Raw genomic sequence first — 22,366 nt, 5'->3', positions numbered from 1 at the left:
CGATTACATCGAGATGTTCTACAACGTAAAACGCCGCCATGGTTTCAACAATCAGCTGTCACCGGTAGAGTTTGAAAAGCGTTACGCAATGAGCTTGCAAGGTGTCTACAGAATCCGGGGCGATTCACTCATCGTCAGTGTAATGGGCAGTGACCGCGACCACTCAACCAACTCCCGCGGCCGGCCTTTAACAAAATGAGGCGTTACCAGGAGGTACATCTATGGGCATCAAGATGAGCCAGGCACGAGACCAAAATGGCCATTTTTGGGATGCGGAGACCTATCAGAAAGGGCTAGGTGCAGAACCGCTGCTGTGCATGCATTGCGAGACAAACGTGGCTCACAACCCTCCTTACACCAGGGAAATGTACGACAAGTCAGTATTCGTACCTGGTTACTTCCGCTTGAAGCCCAAGGGGGCTCATGCCGCGCACTGCGATTACGGCGTCGATGAAGAAATCGAAAAGATTGCGAAATCCTCAGAGGATCTCATCGAGAGCATTCAGCGCGACAAATATCGCCTGCGCTTGGTCATGATCCAGGAGGCATTGGCTGGCAATGCAGGTAAGCCTAGGCAGGGCGATGGAGAAAGACGCCAGGGCGGCCGTACTTACACCTCAAATCCGGGGCTTCTGCCGGCGTATGTCAACTCGGCTAACAGAGTCCTGAAGCTGCGCGCACTGTGCGCAAGCAATGAGGAGATGGAACAGCATATTGAGCTGGTCTTCGAGGGCAACACCACCGTCTCGTGGGATCAGTTCTACTTTGAGCAAGAGCGCCATAGACACGCCTACCACGCCGTGTCACAAAACACCGTGTCGCACCCTATTGCAATCCAGGGCCGTATCAAGAGCGTGCGATACGCTGTTAAAGACAAGCCTTCGAGCAATGTGATCAACCTGGTAATGAACAAGGTGCAAGCCGATCCAAATGATCCATCCAATGGCATTGGTTTGGAGGTGAGCATCTGGTCGAACCAGCCCGAATGGTTCAAAGGCTTCGAGCAAGACGACGAGGTGGTAGTGCTTGGGATCTGGCGCCACTCAGTTTCTGAACCACGGCCAGCACCGATGCAAGGTGGAAGGTATGAAACCCTGACCAATCGTAGGCTCTCCTTAACTCTCGCACTAAAGGCTCAAATTAGCCTTGTCGAGCCCCTCAAGGTCGCAGGTAAGCCAGCCAGTGTGGAGCCCTCTGCTGCAGAGTAGAGTGCCCCCACCAAATCAGTGGGGGACACGCTATCAGTGCTTGAACAGTCCGAGGATCAAGTTGGCCAGGCCAATAACGATTTTCAGGATGTCCAGCAATCGGGTGACCCACTTCCGCTCAGGCTTCTGGGGCTTCTCAGGGGTGGGATTCGAAGGCGACACGGGTACCGGACGCCCCAGTTTGCCCGTATGCGGGCATTTGGAGCAGGCACAGCGCTTTTTTTCAGGCACAAGCAAATCTCCCAATCGAACAAGGAAATGACCAATTCGAAGGAAGAGTTAGCGAAGGCGGTGCTTGTAGCCGTTGAGCTCAGGGCCGTCAGCGAACAGCGGAACCTCCAGGAAGGAGTACCGAGAATAGGCAAAGAGGATAAGGAGCTTCGCCACAGTGGCCCGGGCGAACGCCAAGACTTCGAGCCAGTACTTGACCTCCCGTTGAAGAGAGGGTGTGAGTCCGATAAAACGACAGTACGAGGCAATGAAATCCAATGCCTTGCGCGCTTGCTCAGCCTCATCCATTGCTTTGGTTAAAGCACTCATCCAGACAGAACTCAAAATCGTTTTCCCCGACCCAAAGGCAGCGTGGATTGGGGTTTCGCTATCTACGGGCAGGCTATTTTCGATCCCATGCTCAGCATTGTCTCTGAAGTCAGAGTCCCGCACGATGCTCTGCAGCTCAGCCGTGAACATGCTGAGCAGGATTTCAGCAATCTGCACCTTCATCCTGATCGTCACGTTTGTGTGCTTCGTTGAAGATTGATCGTCCATATCGATTCTCGTATTTGCCACTCAATCAACATAGCCACGTTGCTGAACACCAGCAACCCCCTAAGTACCGCTGTTAGGGTCGGGCGCCTGAATTGAAGCACCTTAGAGAGTGTCAATTACTCCGCTCATCAGTCCGGGTACTGACTCTAAATGGCCTATTCGCGTTTAGCGAAAGCGCAGCGGGATAAGTCGGGAATGATCTGTTGGTTACCTCGCATACACTTGAGTACAAATGTACTCCTGTCGAGATCGGGCACACATCTCCTACACCCGCTTCAAAGGTCGAACGCGAAGGGCTGGCTGTGGGCATCAACCTCTGCTGGTGTTGTTACCTGTAACAAACTCAAGCAGGTCACAAAAGCGACCCGCTCCACTACGATCCAGATGGTAACCTTCGATGCCGGCCACTCGGGGGCCATCAGCATCACATCGCCGGGAGTCTCCGATCATCAAGACCTGAGGCGCGTTCGATCCTGGGAGTTGGCTGGGTGCAACCTCGAGCTGGGTGCAGATGTGTTGGTACATGGCCACATCAGGCTTCATCAGCCCAACCTCGGCACTGAGCGCATAGCCATCGAGCCCCGGCAGCAAATTCCGGGCTACCGGGCAATACGGGCCACCCAAGTTCGAGCAAACGCCAATTTTTATTTGGTGGTGTCGCAGCAGAGCGAGCGCCGGCAGCGCATCCTCAAAGAGTGTGATCGATTCAAGTTCGAGCTCTAGGCAGCTCTGGAGCTCAGTGAGTTGAGTGGAGGAAAGTTTGATTCCAAAAAAATCAGCAGCCTCCTGCAACCCACAGGCGTTGGTCATAATCCAGCGCAGATCTCCAGGGGAAGCGGCGCGTCCCTGCTGTGAGCCTAGGCGGAGGAGCCGTCGAAAGGGGTTCTGCCGGTTTCGAATCTCCAAAAGCGTACCGAAGAGATCCAAAATTACTGCTGTCATTTATTGCTCCTCATCGACACGCGGCCTTTGCTCTGCATCGCAGCAGTCCAGCTTGACAGCTACTGTACAATCACTCCATGCGCGGCGAGCTCGTTTAGCAGCGTATCCCGGCGCAGCATACGGGGGATCTTAAAGAGACTTCTGTATGCATAGAAGAGGCACACAGGCGTAAACAGCAGCCCGATACCAAAAGTCGCTGTTGCGATGATCAAACCCGCAGGAATTGCCGCTACCGCGAAAACAATCCCTTTAAGAATGCTGGATTTAGCAACCTGTCTCAGGTGATCAAGGTCATACTCAACCTTTCCATCTGCCTTTTGGAACGCCACTAGAACGATGGTTTTCTTGTTCAAATGCTTGTAGTACCACGTACGAGGCTTGTCAGTAACAATCGCCCCGTGCCTTTTCAAGTAGTCCAACATGCAAACTTCTTTGAAATAGAAAGTTTTTCCTTCACTGTCTTCGCACCGAACTTGGCTATAGAGCGTATCAATGTCAGCAGAGTTTTTAACATTGTAGTTCTTGACAGTGAGCTCAATTTTTTTCAGATCAGACATGCATTTTCCTTAGTGCACTTTGAAGTGCTACGTGAATACGAGCGCACATGAAGTCGTCCAGCGGATTGGTCAGCGGGATATATAAAGCTCTAAATCCAAGGTGCTCGCCGCGCCTTGCCAAGTACTACAGCTTGAAAGCGGCCTTTAGGCTGAGTGAGTCAACCCAATTGGATGCTCACCGCGGCTCGCTGAGCTCGCTAGCGATAACGTAGTAGTCTTTGCCACTTAGGCTGCGCATTAGCTTGAACCCCGCCCTTGTCTCAACCAACTGAAGTGGAGGGGTAGCAACCGTCATTCCATTCGAGCTCACGTTTGACTGATCGTTGTAAACGAGCGCCGCATAGCTCTGCCCTACCCTTGCTGCGTTGACAAGGTAAGCGTCGACCACCATACCCCAGGAAATGCCCCGCGCCTGAATGACCTCCGAGGGAAGATCCCGATCGAGCTCTATCGGCTCGACGGCGCGGTCAAAAAAGTGCTTCATCGCCGAAGTGGCCATTAGATTTGGATCTCGAAGTAAGGGTCAAAACCAGTGCTCTCTCCAGGGTAGCCACCTGGGTTCGAGACCACCCTGCAGCCGGCTAGCTCAACATCTGTAGCCTCATGCGTGTGACCGAACACCCACACATGGGCCTTCTCGATCAAACGCGGCCAGTCGTTGGTGTACGCTGCAGTAAGATGCCCGTCATGCTGCTCACCAATCACCACAGGGGATGGTGAGTGATGGGTCACTACTACCGTTTTGCCGTCAAACGGTCGAGCAAGCTCTTGGGTGAGCCAGTCCCGGGCGATGTGATTCCGGGTAACCAAGTCGTCCAGTCTCAATCGTCTGTAGTTCGAGTCTGCCCTGATGTACTTGAAGTCGTTCATGCCTTGCCTGGCAGCGTTGCTGGCCGCCAACAAATCCCCTGTGACGCTGTAGTCAGTCCACGCAGTAGTACCCAAGATCCTGACATCACCCAGTATGAGTGCTTCATTCTCTAGCACGTGGACATGGCCGGCCGCAGCGCCCTTCATTTTTTGCAGGGTACGATCGATGTGACCGTCGTAGTACTCATGGTTCCCTGCGATATACGCGACATGGCAGGCGAAGGTATCGTTGGCCCACTGGACGCCCCTGGCCTTCTTGTTGATGTCGCCGGCGAGGATCACCAGGTCAACCCCCGCATCGAGGGATGGGGGGGCGAAACGGTGGAACTCGGCGTGGAGGTCTGAGTAGATTCTGATTCGCAAAACGCTGGCCTTGAGGCTTTAGCTATAAATTGACGCCGACTGGTTTACAGAGCGCACGCGTGCCGGGACTCGGCGCAATGGAACGGGAGCATCCCGACCTTCACTTCCTCGATCAGAGCGCGGCACAAGCGTGCCAGTCAGTTCATTTCGCAGCACTATATTGCATGGAGTCGAACCGCGCAATATGGCTTTATCCTCGGCTTTGGGTATTCCAAATGTCGTTGAGAGAACCGCTAGCCGCAGTCTTGAGGCTGACACGTACCGCCCGAAACCTGTCTCAGGAAGACTTTCATGGTCGGGTCGAAGCTCGGCATATGAACAATATCGAGCGCGCGAGAAGCAGCCCTACCCTGTCATCGCTCGAAGACATCGCCATCGGATTGGGCGTTGATCTTGTAGCGCTCGTGGCCGTGGCCAGCGCTCATGACCGTAGCCAGACCCCGACGGAATTTTTGAAACACTTGGCCGGCGAGATCACCAAGCTTGAGAAGCTGGGTGTCCTAAACAAGCTCGACGGCGAGTTCACCGGCGGCAAGCTTCAGTCAGTGCACGGTCGCATTCGATCAGGCGCTGCCAATCGGACAGCGGTGCTTCAATGCAAAGTTGAAGGTAAGACGCAGAAGGAGACTGCGGAACTTCTGGGGCTTGCGAAGTCGACAGTTAGCAAATATTGGAATGAACGGAGCTGAGCCGAGGGGAGCACAATATCGCAACAAACTTACTTACCATAGGGCCAACAATAGAGCAAAGCATGGCCCTTTGGTCTAGCTCGTGCCAGTAGCCTCGTCAGACGCACTAGTGTTCAAGACTAACATCAAGTGGCCTCACTCCCGAATGTGTCACCAGATGCTGATGACAGCCGTGTTGTGCAAGTTACATTGGCCGTCAACGAACCTCATGACACCATGTGCATTTCGAACAAATACATTGTGAGCAGGCAATTGAAAAAGCCTTGAATATGCATTCATCTTATTACTTGAGCATCGCGCTTGCGATTGGGCTTTAAGTTGTAGCGGCGATATAATATAACTCTTCTCTTTCTGTGTATGACCACTTGCCTCGTCACGATGGGTCAGCGTGTACGAAGCGTTCATGCACACAAAGAATTGGGTCGGAATCGTAGCCCTCTTCACGATTAGACCAGAACATTTGTTCTGTTTTGCACTCGCCCTTTCCAATGCCCCCCAAATATCAAAAAAAGAAACCAACTGAGTTACTAGGGCTTCTCTCAGGCTAGCAGCGTCTTGGGAAAGAAGATCGCTAAAAGCCTCAATCATAGGTAAGCTAGATCTAAGCGCCTGGTACTCAGGAAAAGTTGAAACTCCCCCTGATGACACCAGCCATGAGCAGTAAGCGGACACGCAGGTGCAGCTAGCCGAAAGGCTGAGAACATTAAGCTGACTGTGGCTTAGTGACTTCATAGTATTGAAGCATTTTCGGTGCTGCCTTATGTACTCTTTAAAGAAATGACGCCGCATGCACTTCAGACAGCTTACAACGTCCCTTACATTGAAGCTAGGTCGCTGATTACTAGGCAATTTACCTATGCTGAATTTGCAAGTACTAGCATCTTGAGCATTTAAATTATCGATGCCAATTGCCGCAGGGGCGTAGTTGACAACGCAAACGTCGTGAGAAAAATTATTATCTTGCCAATATAGATCAAATGGAAGGCCTACGCGCCCCCTTACATATTCAAAATAAAACTCACTAATCTCAAGGTCTCGCACACCGGAAATCTTCGAAATCACTTTACAAACGTCACCCAAATCCAAGCGTTCAATATCTTCTAACCAAGCCTGATATACATCGCCAATTATTTTAAATGCTCTGATTTCGTCTAGTGGCAATTTGACGATCGGTATACGCTCAAGGGCCAGAGACCTCAAGTGCTCGCAAGAGTTGCTTTTGTTAAGCGGCTTAGTATAAAGACTTCCGCCCTTTATCAAGGCGACTGTGCAGTCCCTGCAGTACGTCAATACCTTATGATGCACTGGGCATTTCTCTAGCAATGGATTTTGAAAAAGCGATGAATGAAAATTTTGAGTGATGCAATCCTGGCAATGCCGAATGGTTTGGGCGCGGGCTTGGCTTGGCGAGTGAAAATTTGAGCTTATGCAGCTTTGCTTCAAGGTAAGCGCTGAAAGCTGTAAGCGCTTATTCAGATCCAACAAAAGTTTTTCGTGATGCCGTCCTAAGCTTGATGCAATTGCACTGCCGCCATTAACATCAATACCTTTCAATACCGCACTCAGGCTAATGCGATTAATAATCAAGGTTTTTGCAATGATTAACCAGCAAGATTGATATGGAGTTTCAATCTTCGGGTAAGACAAGACCTTATCCATTAGAGACCTCTTCCGTGACATCTATGAGCTGTGCGAACTCACCCATCCCCGAAACTCGGATAGCACTGACCACCATGGATTGTGTGAGAATAAATTCAGGTTTATCTCCGGGCCTCGCGGTAGCAAGTATATAGCCAATGGCGGTAAACAGATGAGCAGTAGGGATGATTTTTGCTTTCGAGGAAGAAACTGCTTTTTTTGCCTCTTTGAAGATCAATTCAGCGGAGTTCGCGAGCCTGAAGCCAGCACCAAAAGCATTGGGCACAAAAAAATTAGTAAAAGTGCAGGCGCTTAACTCCGGAAACATTAACTCTTCATCAAATTTTTCAAGGGTCGCAGCCAACCAGCTAACCTCCGCACAACCTTTGAATCTCTCCCTCCGGCTTAGAAATCTGGCGACCAGCGCGATCTGCCCTCCCCGACTCAGTGTGGTTCGTACGCTGTTAATCTCATGCTGTGCAAACCCGATGGTGGTGAGGGAGATATTATTGAGTTTCAGCTCATTTTGAATAGCCTGAAGGGCTTGATAATCTTTGGTTACCATAGCTTGCATTTCGTCAATCATTAGCAAACAATGCTTTCCACTTTTTCCCGACAACTCACAAATTATGTGATCAACCACGCGATCCCGCGCCTCTGACTTTGACAGACGATAAGTGTCTTTTTCCAAGCCCATACTTTTAAATATCGTCGGAATGATGCCTATCTCTTTGGAGGGATCGCAAGACGCCATAATTACCATTTTGTCCGGAAACTCCTTGCAAATCAGATACCGCACAGCTTTGGCACATTCAGTCTTACCCATTCGAGGTGTTGACCAAAAATAGACACTGGGTTCGCTAAGAAATATTAGCTCCCTAACTTTCTGATAAATCTCTACGATAGTAGGAGTAAGAGTGAAGTAATTTTTCAGCATAAGTGGGTGTTGCGACTGCAGTTCATCCCTTCGAACACTGTCTAACGGATCAAAACCACGCATCCCTAACTCCTCCAGTCAAAAATCCTTGATCATTTTATTCAAGTCTGGCATTGGATATGGAATAATGGTCGCAGTTTTTTGCGGCTTGGGTTCATCATTATTTTTATCCGGGCTCGGTGACGACTCAGATACTTCGACATTCCTTGTTAGGGGGCTTGTAACTTCGTCATTTGAGTCGTTCCATGGCTTGTACGAGTTAAGCTCTTCACCTTCTAAGTCCATGCCCGCTAAGACTTCCATCTCGACCCTCTTATGCTCTGTGGCTGCCTTGGCGACACTCATGACAACATCTGCTGCGCCATCTTTTATGCCTTGGGCGACGTTTGACAAGTATTTCATATACAAGATAATTGGATCATCAAATTCAGAGACAATTAACAGCTTCTGGGCCAGAAGACTATTAATGGACTTTCGAGTTTTTCGGCTATGCCTTGTCAGCGACCATTTCCCACAGGCTGTAAGATTCTCCATAAATGAACCATCGGGCCAATATGCCTTGAGGATTCTCATATCATCCTCATCGACCTCCACAATGATTTTCTTATCCGCAAGCCATGCTGACTCTCTCAGCACGCCTGACGAATAATGCACACGATCAAGTTGAATATAAGGCCTGACTCCTCGCTTTGGATAACACCTCACAATGACCGATTCGGTAACAGAATAATTAGTCATTTTCGAAACATTCTCTTGGAGCACAGTTCTAGGAATGTAGTGCCTGCTGTCCTTATTCAACTTTTGTCGAATGTACTCATTCGGCGAGAGGAAACCTATACCCTCTGAGGGCGTGGCATTGCTCAAAGCAAAATGGTAAAAGGCGAGTTCCTCAATCAAGCTAGCATCGATCTTGAGGTGAGCTGATACCTCAGAACTACCTTCGGCTCGCCCTGACCCAGGGCTGGAACCTGTTGTGCTTGGTAGGCGCTGGAATATTTGACTAGCCAGCTCTTTAAAAGACCTCTCCACATTTGGACGCATCTCGAAATGACCAGGGGGCCCGTAGCATAGTGAATATCCTAACTTTTTGCGGAGGGCATCAGATACCGCACTAGAGAGGTTTGCTAGCGCATTATCGGGCATCAGCACTGTTGGAATTGTATGAGCAAGCTCAGGGAATATTTCTCCCGGAAAACCTACATCTCCACTCAAATTCATTCCAAGAACTTCTTTTCTAGGTCTAGGAAGATTTACCCTCAGACTCTCGGTCAGCAATCTGACAACGTCGACCGCACTCACCTCACTACTGAAGATGACGATAAACCACCAAACAGCCGTTGAAGCCCGATCTACCAAAGCCATGATATTGATCCGTTGTATCGGAACATAGCTTATTAGACCGTCTCCATTATCGAACCCAATGGAGAAATGCGCATCAACATGGTAGCTATCAATTTCCGCCGCCTCCATCATGTATTCAAATGTAAGCAAAGCGTTATTACCGCTGCCTACCATAAGATGAGCCTTGGCAGCCACTTCACCGTTCACCGTCACATTGCGATCAAAATCTTGATCAAGTACTTGCTGGACAAACTTCCCTATGCTTCTTGAACCCAAGAGCTTTGTGCCATAGGGCCACTCGTCCTTAGGATGATTCTTCCCTTTAAGGTAATCCATCATCTCCTTATGTACATTTTTGGGCTTGATGCGAAACTCATATACGGTTCTTTCATGCTTAAGCTTGAGCACTTTTCTGACCAGCACCAGTTTTAGGTCAGGGTATTTAGTCAGCAAGTTAGCAAACGCGCCGGCATATCCGCCTTTGCCCTCTGGGAATTTTGGCTTTATAGGACTAGTACGCGTATACACTTCCACCCTAACGTTAGGTATTAAGGCCTGATACCCTCGAACCAGACCGTTACTCGCTATTGACAGACATCTTTTGATCAGTCTGTGCAGCTCAGGAGCTTTTATTTCTGTTGCATCTTCGATTGCGTAAAGGCTGTCTCCTTCAGCATATAGGTCAACAGCCTTCACGCGACTTATGAATAGTTCTTCAGTATCCGGATCCATGCCATCAGTCACGACAGGTGGCCAAGGGCGCGTTGACCTAATTGCCGATACAATCTCGTAGCGACTCCTTTTGGCGCTCATGTAAGCTTCCAGTAACTGTGGTTACCAAATGGGAGCTCCATCAGGTCAATGCCCACTCCTCCCGCTAAGACTTTTTCTGCGAATATCCCCAACACCACCATCGGATCATGTCGGGATGTCGCTAATAGGATTTGCTCAACTTTCCCTGCCTTCAAAGCTAGAAGTGCCAATTCTACGGAGCCTTTGGTCGCGTTATGTTTCCGCCCTCTGATTTGAGACGCGTAACCGATCAGCGTTAATGTTCTAGTAGCCTTTTTTGCCTGTTGCCTGAGATGGTCATAATACACCCTAACAAAAGTTACTTGGCGTTCCTCTACTACCGCCCTGCCAGCAAAACGTTCGCGCAGCGCAATAGTGCTTTCTTTGACCCCGCCATCACCTGCGGACAAAGTATGAATTTGCACGTCACCATTCATTCTCTCTACTCGAATGACCTCACTATTACGAAACTTATCCTCGCCCTCTAGCTTCAACTCCGCCTCATAGCCAAACTGAAAGCTACGGATTGTTGGATCGGTTTCCAAGTGCGTCACCCAGTAAACGCACTCATTATTGCTGGCTAGAGCAAGGTCTTTCTGGGATTTCGGGCTATACACGACCCAAAGAGCATTTCTGGTATTTTTTCGGGCTCCATGGGAGGACATCAACTTCCCTCGAAGCTTCGACTTGAGTGTCGCCATCACCACCTCTATCTGCCATGATAATCCCAGGAACTCCGCTCATGCCCATTGGCGACCTTAGACTGGCTTGGCTGAATGTGCCAAATAACTTTTTCATCTAATAAAAATCATCAGATCTCTTACCGGATATAGCTGGCACCATTAAGCATTATATTGAAGGACGGCAAAATCTCTGATCAATATTTATAATGCCCAGTGTTTAGCTAGAGTTTGAAATTGTCTTAGACATATATTGAGCGCAATACATCCGCACTACCCCCTTTGAAACCTATTTTAAATCATTGAGATATCAGTCAGGGAGCGGTGGCCTCCTTGGTGGCTCATCAAGCCAGTAAAAGGCTGGCACCCTTCCTGCTAGTGCCTGCAAACCCGTTGGTATTGGACTGCCCTAGCCCGGGCTTTATGTTGTAGTGGCCTAACGAAGCTGGCCACCCATTCGCGCGAGAATGCTTGCGATAGAGAGGTGTCTGATGACAAAACAACGCCGTACCCATACCCCTGGGCTCAAGTGAGTAGACGCCAGCTTGCTGGAAGGCCAATGCATAGTTATGACGCACGTCGGCCGGTTGATTCATCCCCTTGCCGCTGTGTGAGCCAACTGCAGCAAGAACGTGGCGGTGTCACCGCCGACCAGCAAAGTACTGATGCCTTAGGAGAAAAAATCCTGGAACTAAAAGCTCGCATCAATCGCTTGGAATGGGAAAGGCTACCGCGATCTTGGTAGTCGAGGAGCACAAGCGCTCGCGTTAGTCGATCAGCTCCGCTCAGAAGTGGCGGTTGATCTGTTTTGCTCATATTTTAGAGTCATAAGACCTTGCTATTACGAACACTGCCGCAAACGACGCACGCCGGATGTTAATGGTTCGAAGCGTTTGTCAGCGGGGGCAGGCAAAGCGAAGGCCGACGAAGGTGCGAGGTGCTTCATGCTCTAGGGGCCATGCTGACTCTTTCTCCATTTCTAATCTTTACTAGACAACCTTCTCCATTTCTATTCTTTGCAGCATTTGTGCTCCATTTCTATTCTTTATTGGCAAAAAAATGGTCAGCAACCGTGCGAAAAAATCTCGGGTGCAATGCAGAGCATCTTCATATCTTATTGATTCTATAGACTTTTACTTTTAGTAGAGATTTACAAAGCTTTAGTTCCGAGTACTCCTGTTTCTCGCCTGATGGAAAAACACGATGACGACACTCGCTGTGGCGCTGCCTGCCCGTTAAACCTGGTAGATCCTTTGCGCAGAAGAAAAAGCCTGGCTAACCCAGGCTCATCCTCATACTCATGCGAACAGCTCAAGCGCAGCATCATCCCAATCGTGGCCATGTTCAGACCAACCATTGCCAGTCTGCGGTGGGAACCCGGTACGGCAATAGCCTTGTTTCGCCGTGAAATCGAATATGGCATGCGGATAATCGTTGATTAGCAACACGGCCTTGGTGTGATCAACGGACCAACCGATCTTCAAACTGGAGGGTTTATGTTTGTCTGAAACGTCCGCAACGTTGTAGATATGCAGCGCGTCTTGAATCGGGTTGCTTTCAGCCGCTGTATCCAGAGCGTAGAAATAGCCGGTGTCTTCGTCGTCTTCGAATACGACAACGCAAGTTCCTTCTTCCGCAGGTGCTTCTGTGAATGAGTTTTGACCCACGTGCAGTTCTGATTCGGCAGCGAGGTATATTGGCATCGGGTATTCCTTTACGAGTTGAATGTTTCAGACGTTAAGAATACCAACAGTCCACGGTTGGGTGACAACGATTAAACTGCCCTATGCCGCCCACAAAAAAAACAAAAAGAATAACTCAACTAAATAGTCATTTAGTTGAGTTATAGGGTTGGGGCGTATTCGGAGGGTTACGCTCACCGGACGCTCTCTTCATTTCCAGAGCCTGATCGAGAGTGAGCTTGAGCTCTTCATCATTCCAGGGCTTGCTGATGTAACGGAACACGTACCCATCGTTGAGCGCCTGCGTGATCATGCTCATATCGGCATAACCGGTCAGCAGGATATTTACGCATTGCGGATCGCGCCTATGCACCTCGCGCAGCAAGGTCGGTCCGTCCATGAAAGGCATGCGCGCGTCGCAGACGATCAGGTCGACAGGATGTTGTTCGAAAAGACTCAGCGCCTGGGCCCCGCTCGTGGCCAGAAGCAAGTCGTAAGGCTTTGCGCGCAGCAGGCGTCGGAGGCTGTTGAGGATACTTTCTTCATCATCCACCAGCATGACGGTATGCCGTTTTACGCTGGAAGACAGCCTATCCATGATCAGCGTCCTTCAACGGCGCAAGTAGAGACAGCCTGTATCACCGGCTGGCGTAATGGTAACCACGCGCGGAAGCGACTCCCCCTGCCCGGCTCACTTTCGACGGTGAGCCGTCCATGGTGCTTGACCATGATGCTGTACGACAACGACAGGCCAAGGCCCGACCCCATGCCCACCGGCTTGGTTGTGAAGAACGGTTCGAATATCCGGTTCTGGATTTCAAGGGGAATGCCATGACCGTTGTCGGCGATCTCGACGAACACGCCGCCGTCTTCCCTCCCGCTGCTAATGGTGATTTCGCCGTCGGCACCCACGGCATGGCTTGCATTGATGAGCAAGTTCAGGAAAACCTGATTGATCTGTGAGCCCATGCATTCGATGGGCTCGATATCGCCGTAGCACTTGATCACCTGAGCCTTGAACTTGATCTCGTTCCAGATAACGTTGAGGGTGCTGTCCAGCCCCTTGTGCAGATCGGCCAACTGCCATTCATAACTGTCGACATGGGAGAACTCGCGCAGGTCCTTGACTATGCGAGTGACCCGGTCAAGCCCGTCGGCCGACTCGGCCAGCAGGTCGTCGATGTCCTGGCGCATGAAGGTGTAATCCATCTTGTCCCGCATCACCGCAAGCTCGGGATGAGCACTGGCATGCGTGTCATCGGTCGCCTGTTCATGGGCCTCGAGCAGCGCGAAGATGTCCACGAGGTAACGGCGCAGGCTGTTGACGTTGGAACAAACGAAACCGATCGGGTTATTGATCTCGTGGGCCACGCCGGCAGCCAGTTGCCCTATCGCGGCCATTTTCTCGGACTGCAGCAACTGCGCCTGTGCCTCTTCGAGCCGCGCGATAAGCAGCGCCTGGGCGCCCTTTTCTTCTTCCAGCAACTGGTTGAGGTGCGTCAGCTCGATTTGACGCGCAGCGGTATCGGTCGTGTCACTGATGGCCAGGCCCACGCCAAGATTGCTGCCATCGGCATCTTGCACGGGGAAGAAGGTGCAGTTCTGATACATGTGCCGGACCATGCCACTGATGGGCCGGGTGCTTTCGAAATTGAACAGGTGCGGACGTTGCTGCCACGAAGTGAAAGCAAAGTTTTGCAGAGTCATGACGCTGTTGATCTTCTGCCGGGTCCAGACTTCCGGCAGTTCCGGAAAAGCTTCGAACAGCGTACGGCCGATCAGTTCTTCAGCGCTGCGGCCGCTGTTGATGGACATAAAGTGGTTGGAGAACAGCACCTTGCAGTCCTGGTCGACCAGCAGCACGCCCATGTTGATGGCCTTGAGCATCGACTCAAGGGTTTCCCGGGAGATTGCCTTATTGTCTGTCATGGGAGCCCCCTTCAAAGCTCGTCCAGCAAACGATCAATGGCCCGAACGACAACGCCTGCTGTACGTTCAGTGATGCAGATCAGCAGGTCGCAGGAGAATTGATGAGCCTGAACCTCGAAACGGATTTCCAACACCATCGCAAGGTGTTCATTCAGGTTCAATTCATCCAGTGCGTTCGCTTCCTGCTCCCTGTGGACGAGAATGGAGGGTGCGTCATAGCTCACTTGAGTCGCCACCTGTCTTGCCAGCCCACTGATGCAGGCGCCGGTCAGGATATTGGTGACATCAAGCATCAACTCGTCCTGCTGGGCCAGGCCGCCGCCCTTGTAGCCCAGCAGCTCGGCCAGTTCATCTGCCCCCATGGCGCCAAAACACACGAACACTTCTCCGCGTAACTCCCCCAGGAAAGACTGACGGGTGACAATCATGAAGCTTCGGCGCAGATGCTCCGGGATCGCCAGGTTATTCTGTTCCCGAATCAGCGGGTGAATAAAAGGAACCGAAAGCGTCACCATGGTATTGGTCAGCAGGGCCAGTCGCTCGGCCGCCTGTCCCATGGCGATGTTCATCAGTTCCTGCAGGGCGTCACGTTGGTCTTCGGTGAGCTCGGCCAAGGTTTCCATCAAAGCACTCCTATGACGTGCAAAGCATTGAGTACGGCTTCTGCCGTAACTGGCTTGGCGACGAATGCAGCAGCGCCCAGGTCGAATACGCGCTGCCTGGCGAGGGGCTGGATGTCCGCGCTGATCACCACGACGACCACATTGGCGTCTTCGCGCTTGAGCGCCTCCAGCGTCTGGAAACCGTCCATGACGGGCATGGTGAGGTCGAGAAAAAGCAGATCGACGTGCCCGGCGTGGTAGGCCTCCATCACCTCGGCACCATTACAGGCTTGGCGAACATCTTCGGTCAGTGATTCAGGCAGGGAACGCAAGACCATCTTGCGGGACATGGATGAGTCATCGGCGATTAGAACTTTCATGGTGCACTCCACAGGTATGAAGTGTCCTGCGGCCTCGGCCGAGGCCGGAGAAATCAAGACTTCATTAAATCTTCCAATCACTCTAGCGTGACATATAGCAAAGAGCCATGAGGAAATCCCGATATTGCTCTAATGATTTGCGAAGGCTGTCGGGATTTCCCGACAGGTCACCAAGCGTCGGCCCGAAGCTCAGTAACCACTCGCCGCCGTCATCGCCCCGCCGACAATCGCGACCCCCGAACTGCTGCCCAAGCGTGTTGCCCCGGCTTCAATCATCTTCAGTGCCGTCGGATAATCGCGCACGCCTCCGGAAGCCTTGACCCCAACCCCGGCGCCCACGGTTTTACGCATCAGGGCCACGTCTTCGGCGGTGGCACCGCCTCGGCTGAACCCGGTGGACGTCTTGACGAACGCCACCCCCAAGTCCCGGCAGATTTTACAGGCCTGGACCTTCTCTTCGTCATCAAGCAGGCAGGTTTCCAGGATGACCTTCAACGGCACGGCGCCGCACGCCTTGTGGACCAACGCAATGTCTTCGCGCACCGCCTCCAGCAAACCGTCCTTCAACCAGCCGATATTGAGCACCATGTCGATCTCCCCTGCCCCGGCGGCAATCGCCTGTTCGGCTTCGAAGGCCTTGGTGTCGCTCAGGCCGGCGCCCAGCGGAAAGCCCACCACGGCACAAATCACCACGCTGTCATCGGCCAGGCACGATGCGGCGTAAGGCACCTGCCCTGAGTTCAGGCACACCGAATAAAAACCGTGCTCCCGGGCTTCCTCGCACAAGGTGCGAATCTGCTCACGGGAGGCATCGGGAGCCAGCAAGGTGTGATCGATGTACTTGGCCAATGCTGCGGGTTGAAGAGTGTTCATTTAACGAGCCCTTGCCTGTATGTTGCGAATGATCGTGTGCCGCCTGTCACAGCGCCCACACTAATACGTTACAATAATAACACTAAATGTTACTTATCTAACACAAACAATCAAGCCCTGGAATACTCGTGGACAGTAGAAAAGCCGAGCGACTCAAGCTTATCCAACAAGCCTTGCAGGACCAGAACGCCATTCACCTGAGGGAAATGGCGGCGCTGCTGGAGGTTTCGGAGATGACCCTGCGCCGCGATCTCAACCACTTCAGCGATCACCTGCGCCTGCTGGGTGGCTACATCACCCGCGTCGGCAGTGAGGTCAGCGATTACCGGGTTGCCGAGCAGGACACGCGCCACGTCGAGGAAAAGCGCCGCATCGGCAAACTCGCCGCGCGGCTGATCCAGCCCGGTGACACGGTGTTTTTCGACTGCGGCACCACCTCCCCCTTTGTGATTGACTTCATCCCCGATGAGCTGGAATTCACTGCGGTGTGCAGCTCGCTGAACGTGCTGCTTAAGCTGCATGGCAAGCCCAACTGCCACATCGTGTTGTGCGGCGGGACCTTTCACCGCAAGAACCAGGTGTTTGAAAACACGGCCGAAAGCAGCATCCTCGACAGCGTGCGCCTGACCTGGGCCTTCGTGACGGCCGCGGGTGTCAGCCAGGAATTCGGCGTGACGTGCTTCAACTTCAACGAGGTCGAGGTCAAGCAAAAGGTCATGCGCCAGGCCCAGCAACGGGTGTTGCTCGCCGACTTCAGCAAGTTCGACACGGTGCGCACGGCTCACTTCGCCACCCTGGAGGACTTTCAGTACGTGGTCAGCGACAAGAAAATCCCCCGCAGCTACAAGGAAGCCATCCAGGCCCACGGCGCGCAATTGCTGGTTTAACCCAGCAATCGCTGCCGTTCCTGCGCACTCAGATAGCCCGTGGTCACACTGAACGAGGCGCTGGCTCCCGCTGCCAACAGACGCACGTGGCCTTTGGCTTTCTCGGCGTTATAGCCCTCGGGTTCGCACGTGGATGGCAGCACGAACGCCGCCACTTGCTGATCCGGCGTGTGCAGGATCCAGCGTGCGGCGTGCTCGAATTGTTCGGGGCGATAGCGGGTGTAGAACGCCGCGCCATCGGGGTGATCCAGCAGGAAATGCGCCTGGCCGGTGGCATCTGTGCCGACGCCGTCGAAGAAAAACACGATTTCAGGGTCGTACAACTCCGGCTTATCGAGACACGCCAATTGCCCGGGCTGCTCAGCCAATTGCGCCATGTAGGCGCTCCAGTCCGGCGTCGGCTTGACGTGGTCAGGAATGCTGGTACGCAGGCGCAGGCGCTGCATGCCCAATGGCTCGACAAACCGCGCATCGGCAACAAAGGCGTAGTTCATGTGGGCCATGTACATCAACTCCATAGGCTTGCCGGCCAGGTTCGTCACCTCCATGTCGATATCGAACAAAGCCGAGTCGGCGCGCAGGGTCACGCTGGGGCACGCCCGGTAGCGATCGCCGAAGCCCTTGGCGTATTGATAGCGACCGCCCAGGCGCACAAAGCCCTCGCCGATTTCCAGCCACGCCGAGTCCATCGGGGCGCAAGGCATTTCGCCATGCAAGGCGTGGGTGTCATCCGGCGCCGGGCAACCGTTGCGCAGCAGGCCACTGTGAAACATGAAGCAGCCATAGGTATCGATGACCGTCGGGCTGGGCCGAGGTTGCTCGAACAGGTTGCTCATGGTCAGGTCGCAGCCGTCGAACACCGCCGACCAGATCATCTGCCCTTGATAAGGCAGCACCACCAGGCGTCCACGGCTGTTCTCCAGGCTCACGGCCAGCACGCCGGACGGGTAGGTCCAGGCGCTCACCTTGAAATCCTCAGACTGCAGCAGGATCTTTTCCTGCTCGGTAAACACCGCGGGATACAGCGGGATACGCGTGTTCATGAGGCCACCGCCGCTGCTGCGCCCGATGGCAAGGTCGCGGATTGGCGCATGCATTTGAGCGCATACATCACTATCACGATAAAGCACAGCAACGGCACGCTGTAAGCCAGTTGCATGTTGCCGCCGCTGGCGTCGGACAACAGGCCCTGGAAGATTGGAATCACCCCGCCGCCGACGATGCTCATCACCAGCAATGAACCGCCGACGCCGGTGTCTTCACCCAGGCCATCGATGGTCAGGCCGTAAATGGTCGGCCAGCACGGGCCGAGGAAAATACTCACGCCGACCGCTGCATACACCGCCGAAATGTTCGGCACCAGAATGGTGTAGGCCAGCAGCACAATGCACAGCACACCATAGATCGCCAGGACCTTGGCCGGGTGCAGGCGGCGCATCAACAGGTTGGCGATCATCTTGCCGACAAAGTAGGCGGCAAAGGTGGTCAGCAAAAACCATGAAGCGCTGCGCTCGTTCATTCCGCCCATTTGCATGGCCAGGCGGATGGTGAAACTCCACACGCCGACCTGCGCGCCCACGTAGAGAAACTGCGCCAATACGCCAAAGGTAAAACGCGGGTTACGCCACAACCGACCCAGGCTTTGGCGCAGGCTGCCAGGCTTGCTGTCAGCGGGTTTATTGCCCTTGCAGGCGGGGAATCGGGTGATGGCGACCAGGATAAACATCAGTACCAGCACGGCAATCATCCACTTGTAGGGCAACAGCGTGGACTGGATCATTTGCAACTGCTGCACAGCGGCCTCGGAGGCGCTCATCTGCGTCAGTTGTTCCGTGGTGGCGTCAGTGTCCTTGAACATCACGAAGCTGCCGACGTACACCCCGGCCATCGCGCCGAAGGGGTGGAAAGTCTGCGAGATGTTCAAGCGCCGCGTCCCGGTTTCCCGCGGGCCCATCAGGGTCGAGTAGGTGTTGCAGGCGGTTTCCAGGAACGACAGGCCAGCGGCAATCACAAACAACGCCAGCAGGAACATGCCGTACTTGGCCGTTGACGCCGCCGGGAAAAACAGCAGGCAGCCGAACATGTACAGCAGCAAGCCGATCAGGATCGTGCTCTTGTAGCTGAAACGACGCACCACCATCGCCGCCGGAATGGCCACGAAAAAGTAGCCCAGGTAAAACGCCGACTGCACAAAGGCGGTCTGGAAATCACTGAGTAAAAACGCCTTCTTGAAATGTGCGATCAGCACATCGTTCATGCTCGCCGCCGCGGCCCACAGGGCAAAGATGCTGCACAGCAGGATAAAGGCGAACCAGGGCGTGCGGTTCAGGTAGAAACCATCGGGTGTCTGTTGCAGCGCAGGTTTGTTCATTATTGTTCTCCGGGCTGGTTTGAGAGTGTTACTGCTGTTGCTGGAAACGAGCGAACGCTTGGCTGTCGGGATAAGACGTCTGGGTGCCCAGCGCCATGACTGAGCAGGCGGAATACGCCACGGCCTGTTCCATGGCCTGTCGGATACCGCCGTCGCGGCTCCAGTGCTGAATAAAGCAACCGATAAAGGCATCGCCGGCGCCCGTGGTGTCACGTGCCACGACCTTTCGGCCCGGCACCCGGAACTCCCCCTCCTCTCCCACGTACAACGCGCCGTGTTCGCCGAGGGTGACGATCACGTGGCGAATGCCGCTGGCCACCAGCGTGCGCGCGGCGCGTTGGGCGGCATCCGGCGAGTCCACGACCTGGCCGGTGATCAACGCCAGTTCCGATTCGTTGGGGATCAGGAAATCCAGCAACGCCAGGTGCTCCCTACTCAGGCCGGCCAGGGCCGGTGCCGGGTTGAGCAGCACCGCGATGCCGTACCGATGCGCAAATTCGATGGCGTAGTAGACCGTCTCCAGATTGATCTCCAACTGCAGCACGATCAGCGTGCACTCGCGCAGGTTGGCGGCCGCCGCGTCGATGTCCGCCGGCAACAAATGCGCATTGGCGCCTTTGACGATCAGAATGCTGTTGTGGGAGTCGGCCCGCACAAAAATCGGCGCGACGCCGCTGGAAACCCCAGGCACCCGCTGGACATAACGGGTGTCGATACCAAAACGCTGGAAGTTGGCCAGGGTGTTGTCGGCAAACATGTCGTCGCCGACCTTGCTCAGCATCAGCACCTGCGCCCCAAGCTTGGCTGCCGCCACCGCCTGGTTCGCCCCCTTGCCGCCACACCCGAGGGCAAAGCCAGGCGCTTCCAGGGTTTCGCCCTGGGCTGGCATGCGCTCGATGTAGGTGATCAGATCCACCATATTGCTGCCGATGACTGCGATCTTGCTCATTGCTGTTCCACCTTGTTGCAGCACGACCAGGCAGGTCGTGGCGCTCTTGTTTTGTTATTTAAATAACATTAGGTGTGAATATTCAATCTTTTTTTGCAATGGCCGATCTATAAGTCCTGCGGGTGAGTCGGTGCAACGGGCAAAAAAAACCGGCCCACAGGGGGCCGGTCCATTAAGCGGTTATCAGGTCTGCGCTGCGTTACAAGCTGAAGCGATCCACGGACTGCGACAACTTGCCGGCCAACCCGGCCAGCTCATCGGTGGTCGAGGCGGTTTCTCCGATGACACGGCTGTTGTTTTCCGACATCCCGGCAATCATCTCCACCTGGTGGGAGATCTCGTTGCTCGCCAGGCTCTGTTCACCGATGGTGCGCGAGATGTCGTTCACCAACTCGGTCGTATTCAGGGTGGCCTGCAGAATATCGCGGATCGCGCGCTCCACCTCGGCAGTCACCGCCATGCCTTTATCCACCTGGGTGACGCCCTCCTCCATGCTGGTCACCGCTTCCCGGGTGTTTTGCTGGATACGCCCTACCATGTTGGCAATTTCCTGGGTCGAGGCGCTGGTGCGGCCCGCCAGGCTGCGAACTTCATCGGCGACCACCGCAAAGCCGCGCCCCTGTTCGCCGGCGCGGGCGGCCTCAATCGCGGCGTTCAGGGCCAACAGGTTGGTTTGGTCCGCGATGCCCTTGATCACTTGGATAATGCTGAAGATCGCCTCGGACTCCTTGTCCAGCGTACGAATGACCTGGGCCGATTGCTGCGCTGAACGGGCAATGCCGTCCATGTCCTTCACCACCTGGTGAATCACCCGGCCGCCGTCCTTGGCCAAGGCTTCAGCCTGGTTGGCCATGTCCAGGGCACGCCCGGCATGTCGGGTAATCTCTTCGATACTGGCGGTCATTTCACTCGCCGCTGCCGCCATGGTGCTGGCGGCCGCGCTTTGCTGCTGACTGCTGCCAGCGACTTCATGGCAGCCCTGGCTCAAGCGTTCGCTCATGCCATTGACGCCATGGGCATTACTGCGCACCACTTCGATCATGCCGCGCAAATCCCGCTGCATGATGGCGAGGTTGCGGATCAACGAACTGGCTTCGTCCTTGCGCTTGGGTTCGACGATCGGCTCGCTCAAGTTGCCACGGGCGATACTCGCGGCGATGCGGCTGGCAGCCTGCAGCGGCCCCATGATGCTCAAGATGACCCAGCGCCCTTGCGCCAGCAGCAGTAACAGGCTGGCGATCAGCACGGCGGCCAAGGTTAAATTGGCGTGACTGATGGTCTGCCGCGTACTGGTGCTGGTCAGATGGGTATTGCTTTCGATCAGCTCGCTCAAGGCCGCCATTTGATCTTCCAGCTGGGAAAACGCCTTGTTGAAGGTGTCCAGTTCCCCGCGAGCGGCTTCAGGATTGTCCAGGGCCAACGCGACGATGCGCTCCGCGGCGCTGATGTAGGTGTCCAGGCTGGGTCTGATTTTTTCCAGGCTGGTCTTGATCGTGGCCTCCAGCGGCAGCTTAAGGTTGTCCCCCAGTACTTCTCGGAAGTGCTCGGCGTGTTCCTTCAACGAAGTGTTGACCTCGTCCTTGCTGCTGATGCTTTTCCCCAACCCCACGAGCATGGCGGAAAACACGTCGGCACGCAGGGCGTCGTGCATCATGTCGGCTTCCATATGGTTGCGCAGGACCGTCATGCTGACCTCGCTATCCTGCACCGCCTCGCTCATCCGGGCGTTTCCCAGGTAGCCGGCCAGGCTCATGACCAAGGCCGTGAGCAGCCCGGTGGCAATCAATAACATCAAGCGTAATTTGATCGTCATGCCCGCATCCCCATACCCAACAGTCAAAGCAACGTTCTTACCGTTATCGGCATCAATCTCAGTTAGTGAAGCCTAAGTTTGCAGATCTGCGCGAA

20 protein-coding genes and 3 pseudogenes are annotated in these 22,366 nt (G+C 53.9%); 4 read left to right on the top strand and 19 right to left on the bottom strand.

From position 1 onward, the window contains the following. Both HCF10_RS21140 and HCF10_RS21135 read left to right on the top strand, forming a co-directional pair. Positions 1–106 (top strand): annotated as a pseudogene (locus HCF10_RS21140) (IS3 family transposase); the annotation flags it as partial. Between the two features lie 115 nt (positions 107–221). After that, complete coding sequence (locus HCF10_RS21135) at positions 222–1,208, top strand: hypothetical protein (protein ID WP_167656327.1); 987 nt, start codon at positions 222–224, stop codon at positions 1,206–1,208. A 279-nt stretch (positions 1,209–1,487) separates the two neighbouring features. On the opposite strand, the gene HCF10_RS21130 is transcribed toward HCF10_RS21135, so the two are convergent. The 4 genes from HCF10_RS21130 to HCF10_RS21115 all read right to left on the bottom strand — a co-directional run bounded on the left by HCF10_RS21130 (position 1,488) and on the right by HCF10_RS21115 (position 4,708). Continuing rightward, entirely contained in the window at positions 1,488–1,976 is a 489-nt protein-coding gene (locus tag HCF10_RS21130; protein ID WP_167656326.1) for a hypothetical protein, read from the bottom strand. 309 nt (positions 1,977–2,285) lie between these two features. After that, positions 2,286–2,918: an HAD family hydrolase gene (locus HCF10_RS21125; protein ID WP_167656325.1), complete on the bottom strand. Its 633-nt coding sequence runs from the start codon at positions 2,916–2,918 to the stop codon at positions 2,286–2,288. 59 nt (positions 2,919–2,977) lie between these two features. Then, the gene (locus HCF10_RS21120; RefSeq protein WP_167656324.1) at positions 2,978–3,475 is read right to left on the bottom strand and encodes a hypothetical protein; all 498 of its coding nucleotides are present in this window, start codon (positions 3,473–3,475) and stop codon (positions 2,978–2,980) included. Positions 3,476–3,973: 498 nt separating this feature from the next. Beyond that, positions 3,974–4,708 carry a metallophosphoesterase family protein gene (locus tag HCF10_RS21115; RefSeq protein WP_146476495.1) on the bottom strand — a complete coding sequence of 245 codons (735 nt, stop codon included), beginning with the start codon at positions 4,706–4,708 and terminating at the stop codon, positions 3,974–3,976. Positions 4,709–5,022: 314 nt separating this feature from the next. Here HCF10_RS21115 and HCF10_RS21110 point away from each other — a divergent pair, with 314 nt between their 5' ends. Beyond that, positions 5,023–5,397, top strand: a complete 375-nt coding sequence (locus HCF10_RS21110; RefSeq protein ID WP_237683160.1) for a helix-turn-helix domain-containing protein — start codon at positions 5,023–5,025, stop codon at positions 5,395–5,397. A 150-nt stretch (positions 5,398–5,547) separates the two neighbouring features. On the opposite strand, the gene HCF10_RS21105 is transcribed toward HCF10_RS21110, so the two are convergent. The 10 genes and pseudogenes from HCF10_RS21105 to deoC all read right to left on the bottom strand — a co-directional run bounded on the left by HCF10_RS21105 (position 5,548) and on the right by deoC (position 16,251). Continuing rightward, positions 5,548–7,056 (bottom strand): hypothetical protein, encoded by a 1,509-nt coding sequence (locus HCF10_RS21105; protein ID WP_167656323.1) that lies wholly within the window; start codon positions 7,054–7,056, stop codon positions 5,548–5,550. Further along, positions 7,049–8,035, bottom strand: coding sequence for a hypothetical protein (locus tag HCF10_RS21100; RefSeq protein WP_167656322.1), 987 nt, complete (start codon positions 8,033–8,035; stop codon positions 7,049–7,051). The genes HCF10_RS21105 and HCF10_RS21100 overlap by 8 nt, the downstream gene beginning before the upstream one ends. 15 nt (positions 8,036–8,050) lie before the next feature. Next, on the bottom strand, positions 8,051–10,126 hold the full coding sequence (locus tag HCF10_RS21095) for a hypothetical protein (RefSeq protein ID WP_167656321.1): 2,076 nt from the start codon (positions 10,124–10,126) through the stop codon (positions 8,051–8,053). Next, positions 10,123–10,806, bottom strand: coding sequence for a hypothetical protein (locus HCF10_RS21090; protein WP_167656320.1), 684 nt, complete (start codon positions 10,804–10,806; stop codon positions 10,123–10,125). The genes HCF10_RS21095 and HCF10_RS21090 overlap by 4 nt, the downstream gene beginning before the upstream one ends. A 1,277-nt stretch (positions 10,807–12,083) precedes the next feature. Continuing rightward, positions 12,084–12,488, bottom strand: coding sequence for a DUF2251 domain-containing protein (locus tag HCF10_RS21085; protein WP_131696286.1), 405 nt, complete (start codon positions 12,486–12,488; stop codon positions 12,084–12,086). 169 nt (positions 12,489–12,657) lie between these two features. Next, a pseudogene (locus HCF10_RS21080) lies at positions 12,658–13,065 on the bottom strand (response regulator); the annotation flags it as partial. A gap of 2 nt (positions 13,066–13,067) precedes the next feature. Next, complete coding sequence (locus HCF10_RS21075) at positions 13,068–14,396, bottom strand: ATP-binding protein (protein ID WP_145337836.1); 1,329 nt, start codon at positions 14,394–14,396, stop codon at positions 13,068–13,070. Positions 14,397–14,407: 11 nt separating this feature from the next. Then, the gene (locus HCF10_RS21070) at positions 14,408–15,019 is read right to left on the bottom strand and encodes a chemotaxis protein CheC (RefSeq protein WP_131696283.1); all 612 of its coding nucleotides are present in this window, start codon (positions 15,017–15,019) and stop codon (positions 14,408–14,410) included. Then, positions 15,019–15,378 (bottom strand): response regulator, encoded by a 360-nt coding sequence (locus HCF10_RS21065; RefSeq protein ID WP_131696282.1) that lies wholly within the window; start codon positions 15,376–15,378, stop codon positions 15,019–15,021. Before HCF10_RS21065 ends, HCF10_RS21070 begins: the two co-directional genes overlap by 1 nt. Before the next feature lie 189 nt (positions 15,379–15,567). Then, the gene (gene deoC / locus HCF10_RS21060) at positions 15,568–16,251 is read right to left on the bottom strand and encodes a deoxyribose-phosphate aldolase (protein WP_131696281.1); all 684 of its coding nucleotides are present in this window, start codon (positions 16,249–16,251) and stop codon (positions 15,568–15,570) included. A gap of 128 nt (positions 16,252–16,379) precedes the next feature. On the opposite strand from deoC, the gene deoR reads away from it, so the two are divergent. Continuing rightward, positions 16,380–17,138, top strand: a complete 759-nt coding sequence (gene deoR / locus HCF10_RS21055; protein ID WP_131696280.1) for a DNA-binding transcriptional repressor DeoR — start codon at positions 16,380–16,382, stop codon at positions 17,136–17,138. Here deoR and HCF10_RS21050 read toward each other — a convergent pair. From HCF10_RS21050 to HCF10_RS32100, 5 genes and pseudogenes are all read right to left on the bottom strand, one after another. Further along, entirely contained in the window at positions 17,135–18,181 is a 1,047-nt protein-coding gene (locus tag HCF10_RS21050) for an aldose 1-epimerase family protein (protein ID WP_167656319.1), read from the bottom strand. The genes deoR and HCF10_RS21050 overlap by 4 nt on opposite strands. Continuing rightward, positions 18,178–19,509: an L-fucose:H+ symporter permease gene (fucP, locus tag HCF10_RS21045; protein WP_131696278.1), complete on the bottom strand. Its 1,332-nt coding sequence runs from the start codon at positions 19,507–19,509 to the stop codon at positions 18,178–18,180. The genes HCF10_RS21050 and fucP overlap by 4 nt, the downstream gene beginning before the upstream one ends. 28 nt (positions 19,510–19,537) lie before the next feature. Further along, complete coding sequence (gene rbsK / locus HCF10_RS21040; protein ID WP_167656318.1) at positions 19,538–20,458, bottom strand: ribokinase; 921 nt, start codon at positions 20,456–20,458, stop codon at positions 19,538–19,540. A 199-nt stretch (positions 20,459–20,657) separates the two neighbouring features. Then, a complete protein-coding gene (locus tag HCF10_RS32105; protein ID WP_371929143.1) occupies positions 20,658–21,383 on the bottom strand; it encodes a methyl-accepting chemotaxis protein in 726 nt (241 codons plus the stop codon). 132 nt (positions 21,384–21,515) lie between these two features. After that, positions 21,516–22,271, bottom strand: a pseudogene (locus HCF10_RS32100) (MCP four helix bundle domain-containing protein); the annotation flags it as partial. Positions 22,272–22,366 lie beyond the last annotated feature (95 nt).

The sequence above is a fragment of the Pseudomonas sp. B14(2022) genome (genome assembly GCF_012030485.1).
Classification (GTDB): Bacteria; Pseudomonadota; Gammaproteobacteria; order Pseudomonadales; family Pseudomonadaceae; genus Aquipseudomonas.
Note: the sequence above shows the minus strand (reverse complement) of the source record. Positions and strands in the feature narration are given on the sequence as shown.

What these genes read in the sequence shown, in the direction of transcription:
- HCF10_RS32105 (WP_371929143.1), bottom strand. Translation starts at nt 21,383, where the DNA reads ATGGCGGCAGCGGCGAGTGAAATGACCGCCAGTATCGAAGAGATTACC.
- HCF10_RS21110 (WP_237683160.1), top strand. Translation starts at nt 5,023, where the DNA reads ATGAACAATATCGAGCGCGCGAGAAGCAGCCCTACCCTGTCATCGCTC.
- HCF10_RS21130 (WP_167656326.1), bottom strand. Translation starts at nt 1,976, where the DNA reads ATGGACGATCAATCTTCAACGAAGCACACAAACGTGACGATCAGGATG.
- HCF10_RS21135 (WP_167656327.1), top strand. Translation starts at nt 222, where the DNA reads ATGGGCATCAAGATGAGCCAGGCACGAGACCAAAATGGCCATTTTTGG.
- HCF10_RS21075 (WP_145337836.1), bottom strand. Translation starts at nt 14,396, where the DNA reads ATGACAGACAATAAGGCAATCTCCCGGGAAACCCTTGAGTCGATGCTC.
- HCF10_RS21090 (WP_167656320.1), bottom strand. Translation starts at nt 10,806, where the DNA reads ATGGCGACACTCAAGTCGAAGCTTCGAGGGAAGTTGATGTCCTCCCAT.
- HCF10_RS21120 (WP_167656324.1), bottom strand. Translation starts at nt 3,475, where the DNA reads ATGTCTGATCTGAAAAAAATTGAGCTCACTGTCAAGAACTACAATGTT.
- HCF10_RS21105 (WP_167656323.1), bottom strand. Translation starts at nt 7,056, where the DNA reads ATGGATAAGGTCTTGTCTTACCCGAAGATTGAAACTCCATATCAATCT.
- HCF10_RS21070 (WP_131696283.1), bottom strand. Translation starts at nt 15,019, where the DNA reads ATGGAAACCTTGGCCGAGCTCACCGAAGACCAACGTGACGCCCTGCAG.
- HCF10_RS21100 (WP_167656322.1), bottom strand. Translation starts at nt 8,035, where the DNA reads ATGCGTGGTTTTGATCCGTTAGACAGTGTTCGAAGGGATGAACTGCAG.
- deoC (WP_131696281.1), bottom strand. Translation starts at nt 16,251, where the DNA reads ATGAACACTCTTCAACCCGCAGCATTGGCCAAGTACATCGATCACACC.
- HCF10_RS21050 (WP_167656319.1), bottom strand. Translation starts at nt 18,181, where the DNA reads ATGAACACGCGTATCCCGCTGTATCCCGCGGTGTTTACCGAGCAGGAA.
- HCF10_RS21095 (WP_167656321.1), bottom strand. Translation starts at nt 10,126, where the DNA reads ATGAGCGCCAAAAGGAGTCGCTACGAGATTGTATCGGCAATTAGGTCA.
- HCF10_RS21125 (WP_167656325.1), bottom strand. Translation starts at nt 2,918, where the DNA reads ATGACAGCAGTAATTTTGGATCTCTTCGGTACGCTTTTGGAGATTCGA.
- fucP (WP_131696278.1), bottom strand. Translation starts at nt 19,509, where the DNA reads ATGAACAAACCTGCGCTGCAACAGACACCCGATGGTTTCTACCTGAAC.
- HCF10_RS21065 (WP_131696282.1), bottom strand. Translation starts at nt 15,378, where the DNA reads ATGAAAGTTCTAATCGCCGATGACTCATCCATGTCCCGCAAGATGGTC.
- HCF10_RS21085 (WP_131696286.1), bottom strand. Translation starts at nt 12,488, where the DNA reads ATGCCAATATACCTCGCTGCCGAATCAGAACTGCACGTGGGTCAAAAC.
- rbsK (WP_167656318.1), bottom strand. Translation starts at nt 20,458, where the DNA reads ATGAGCAAGATCGCAGTCATCGGCAGCAATATGGTGGATCTGATCACC.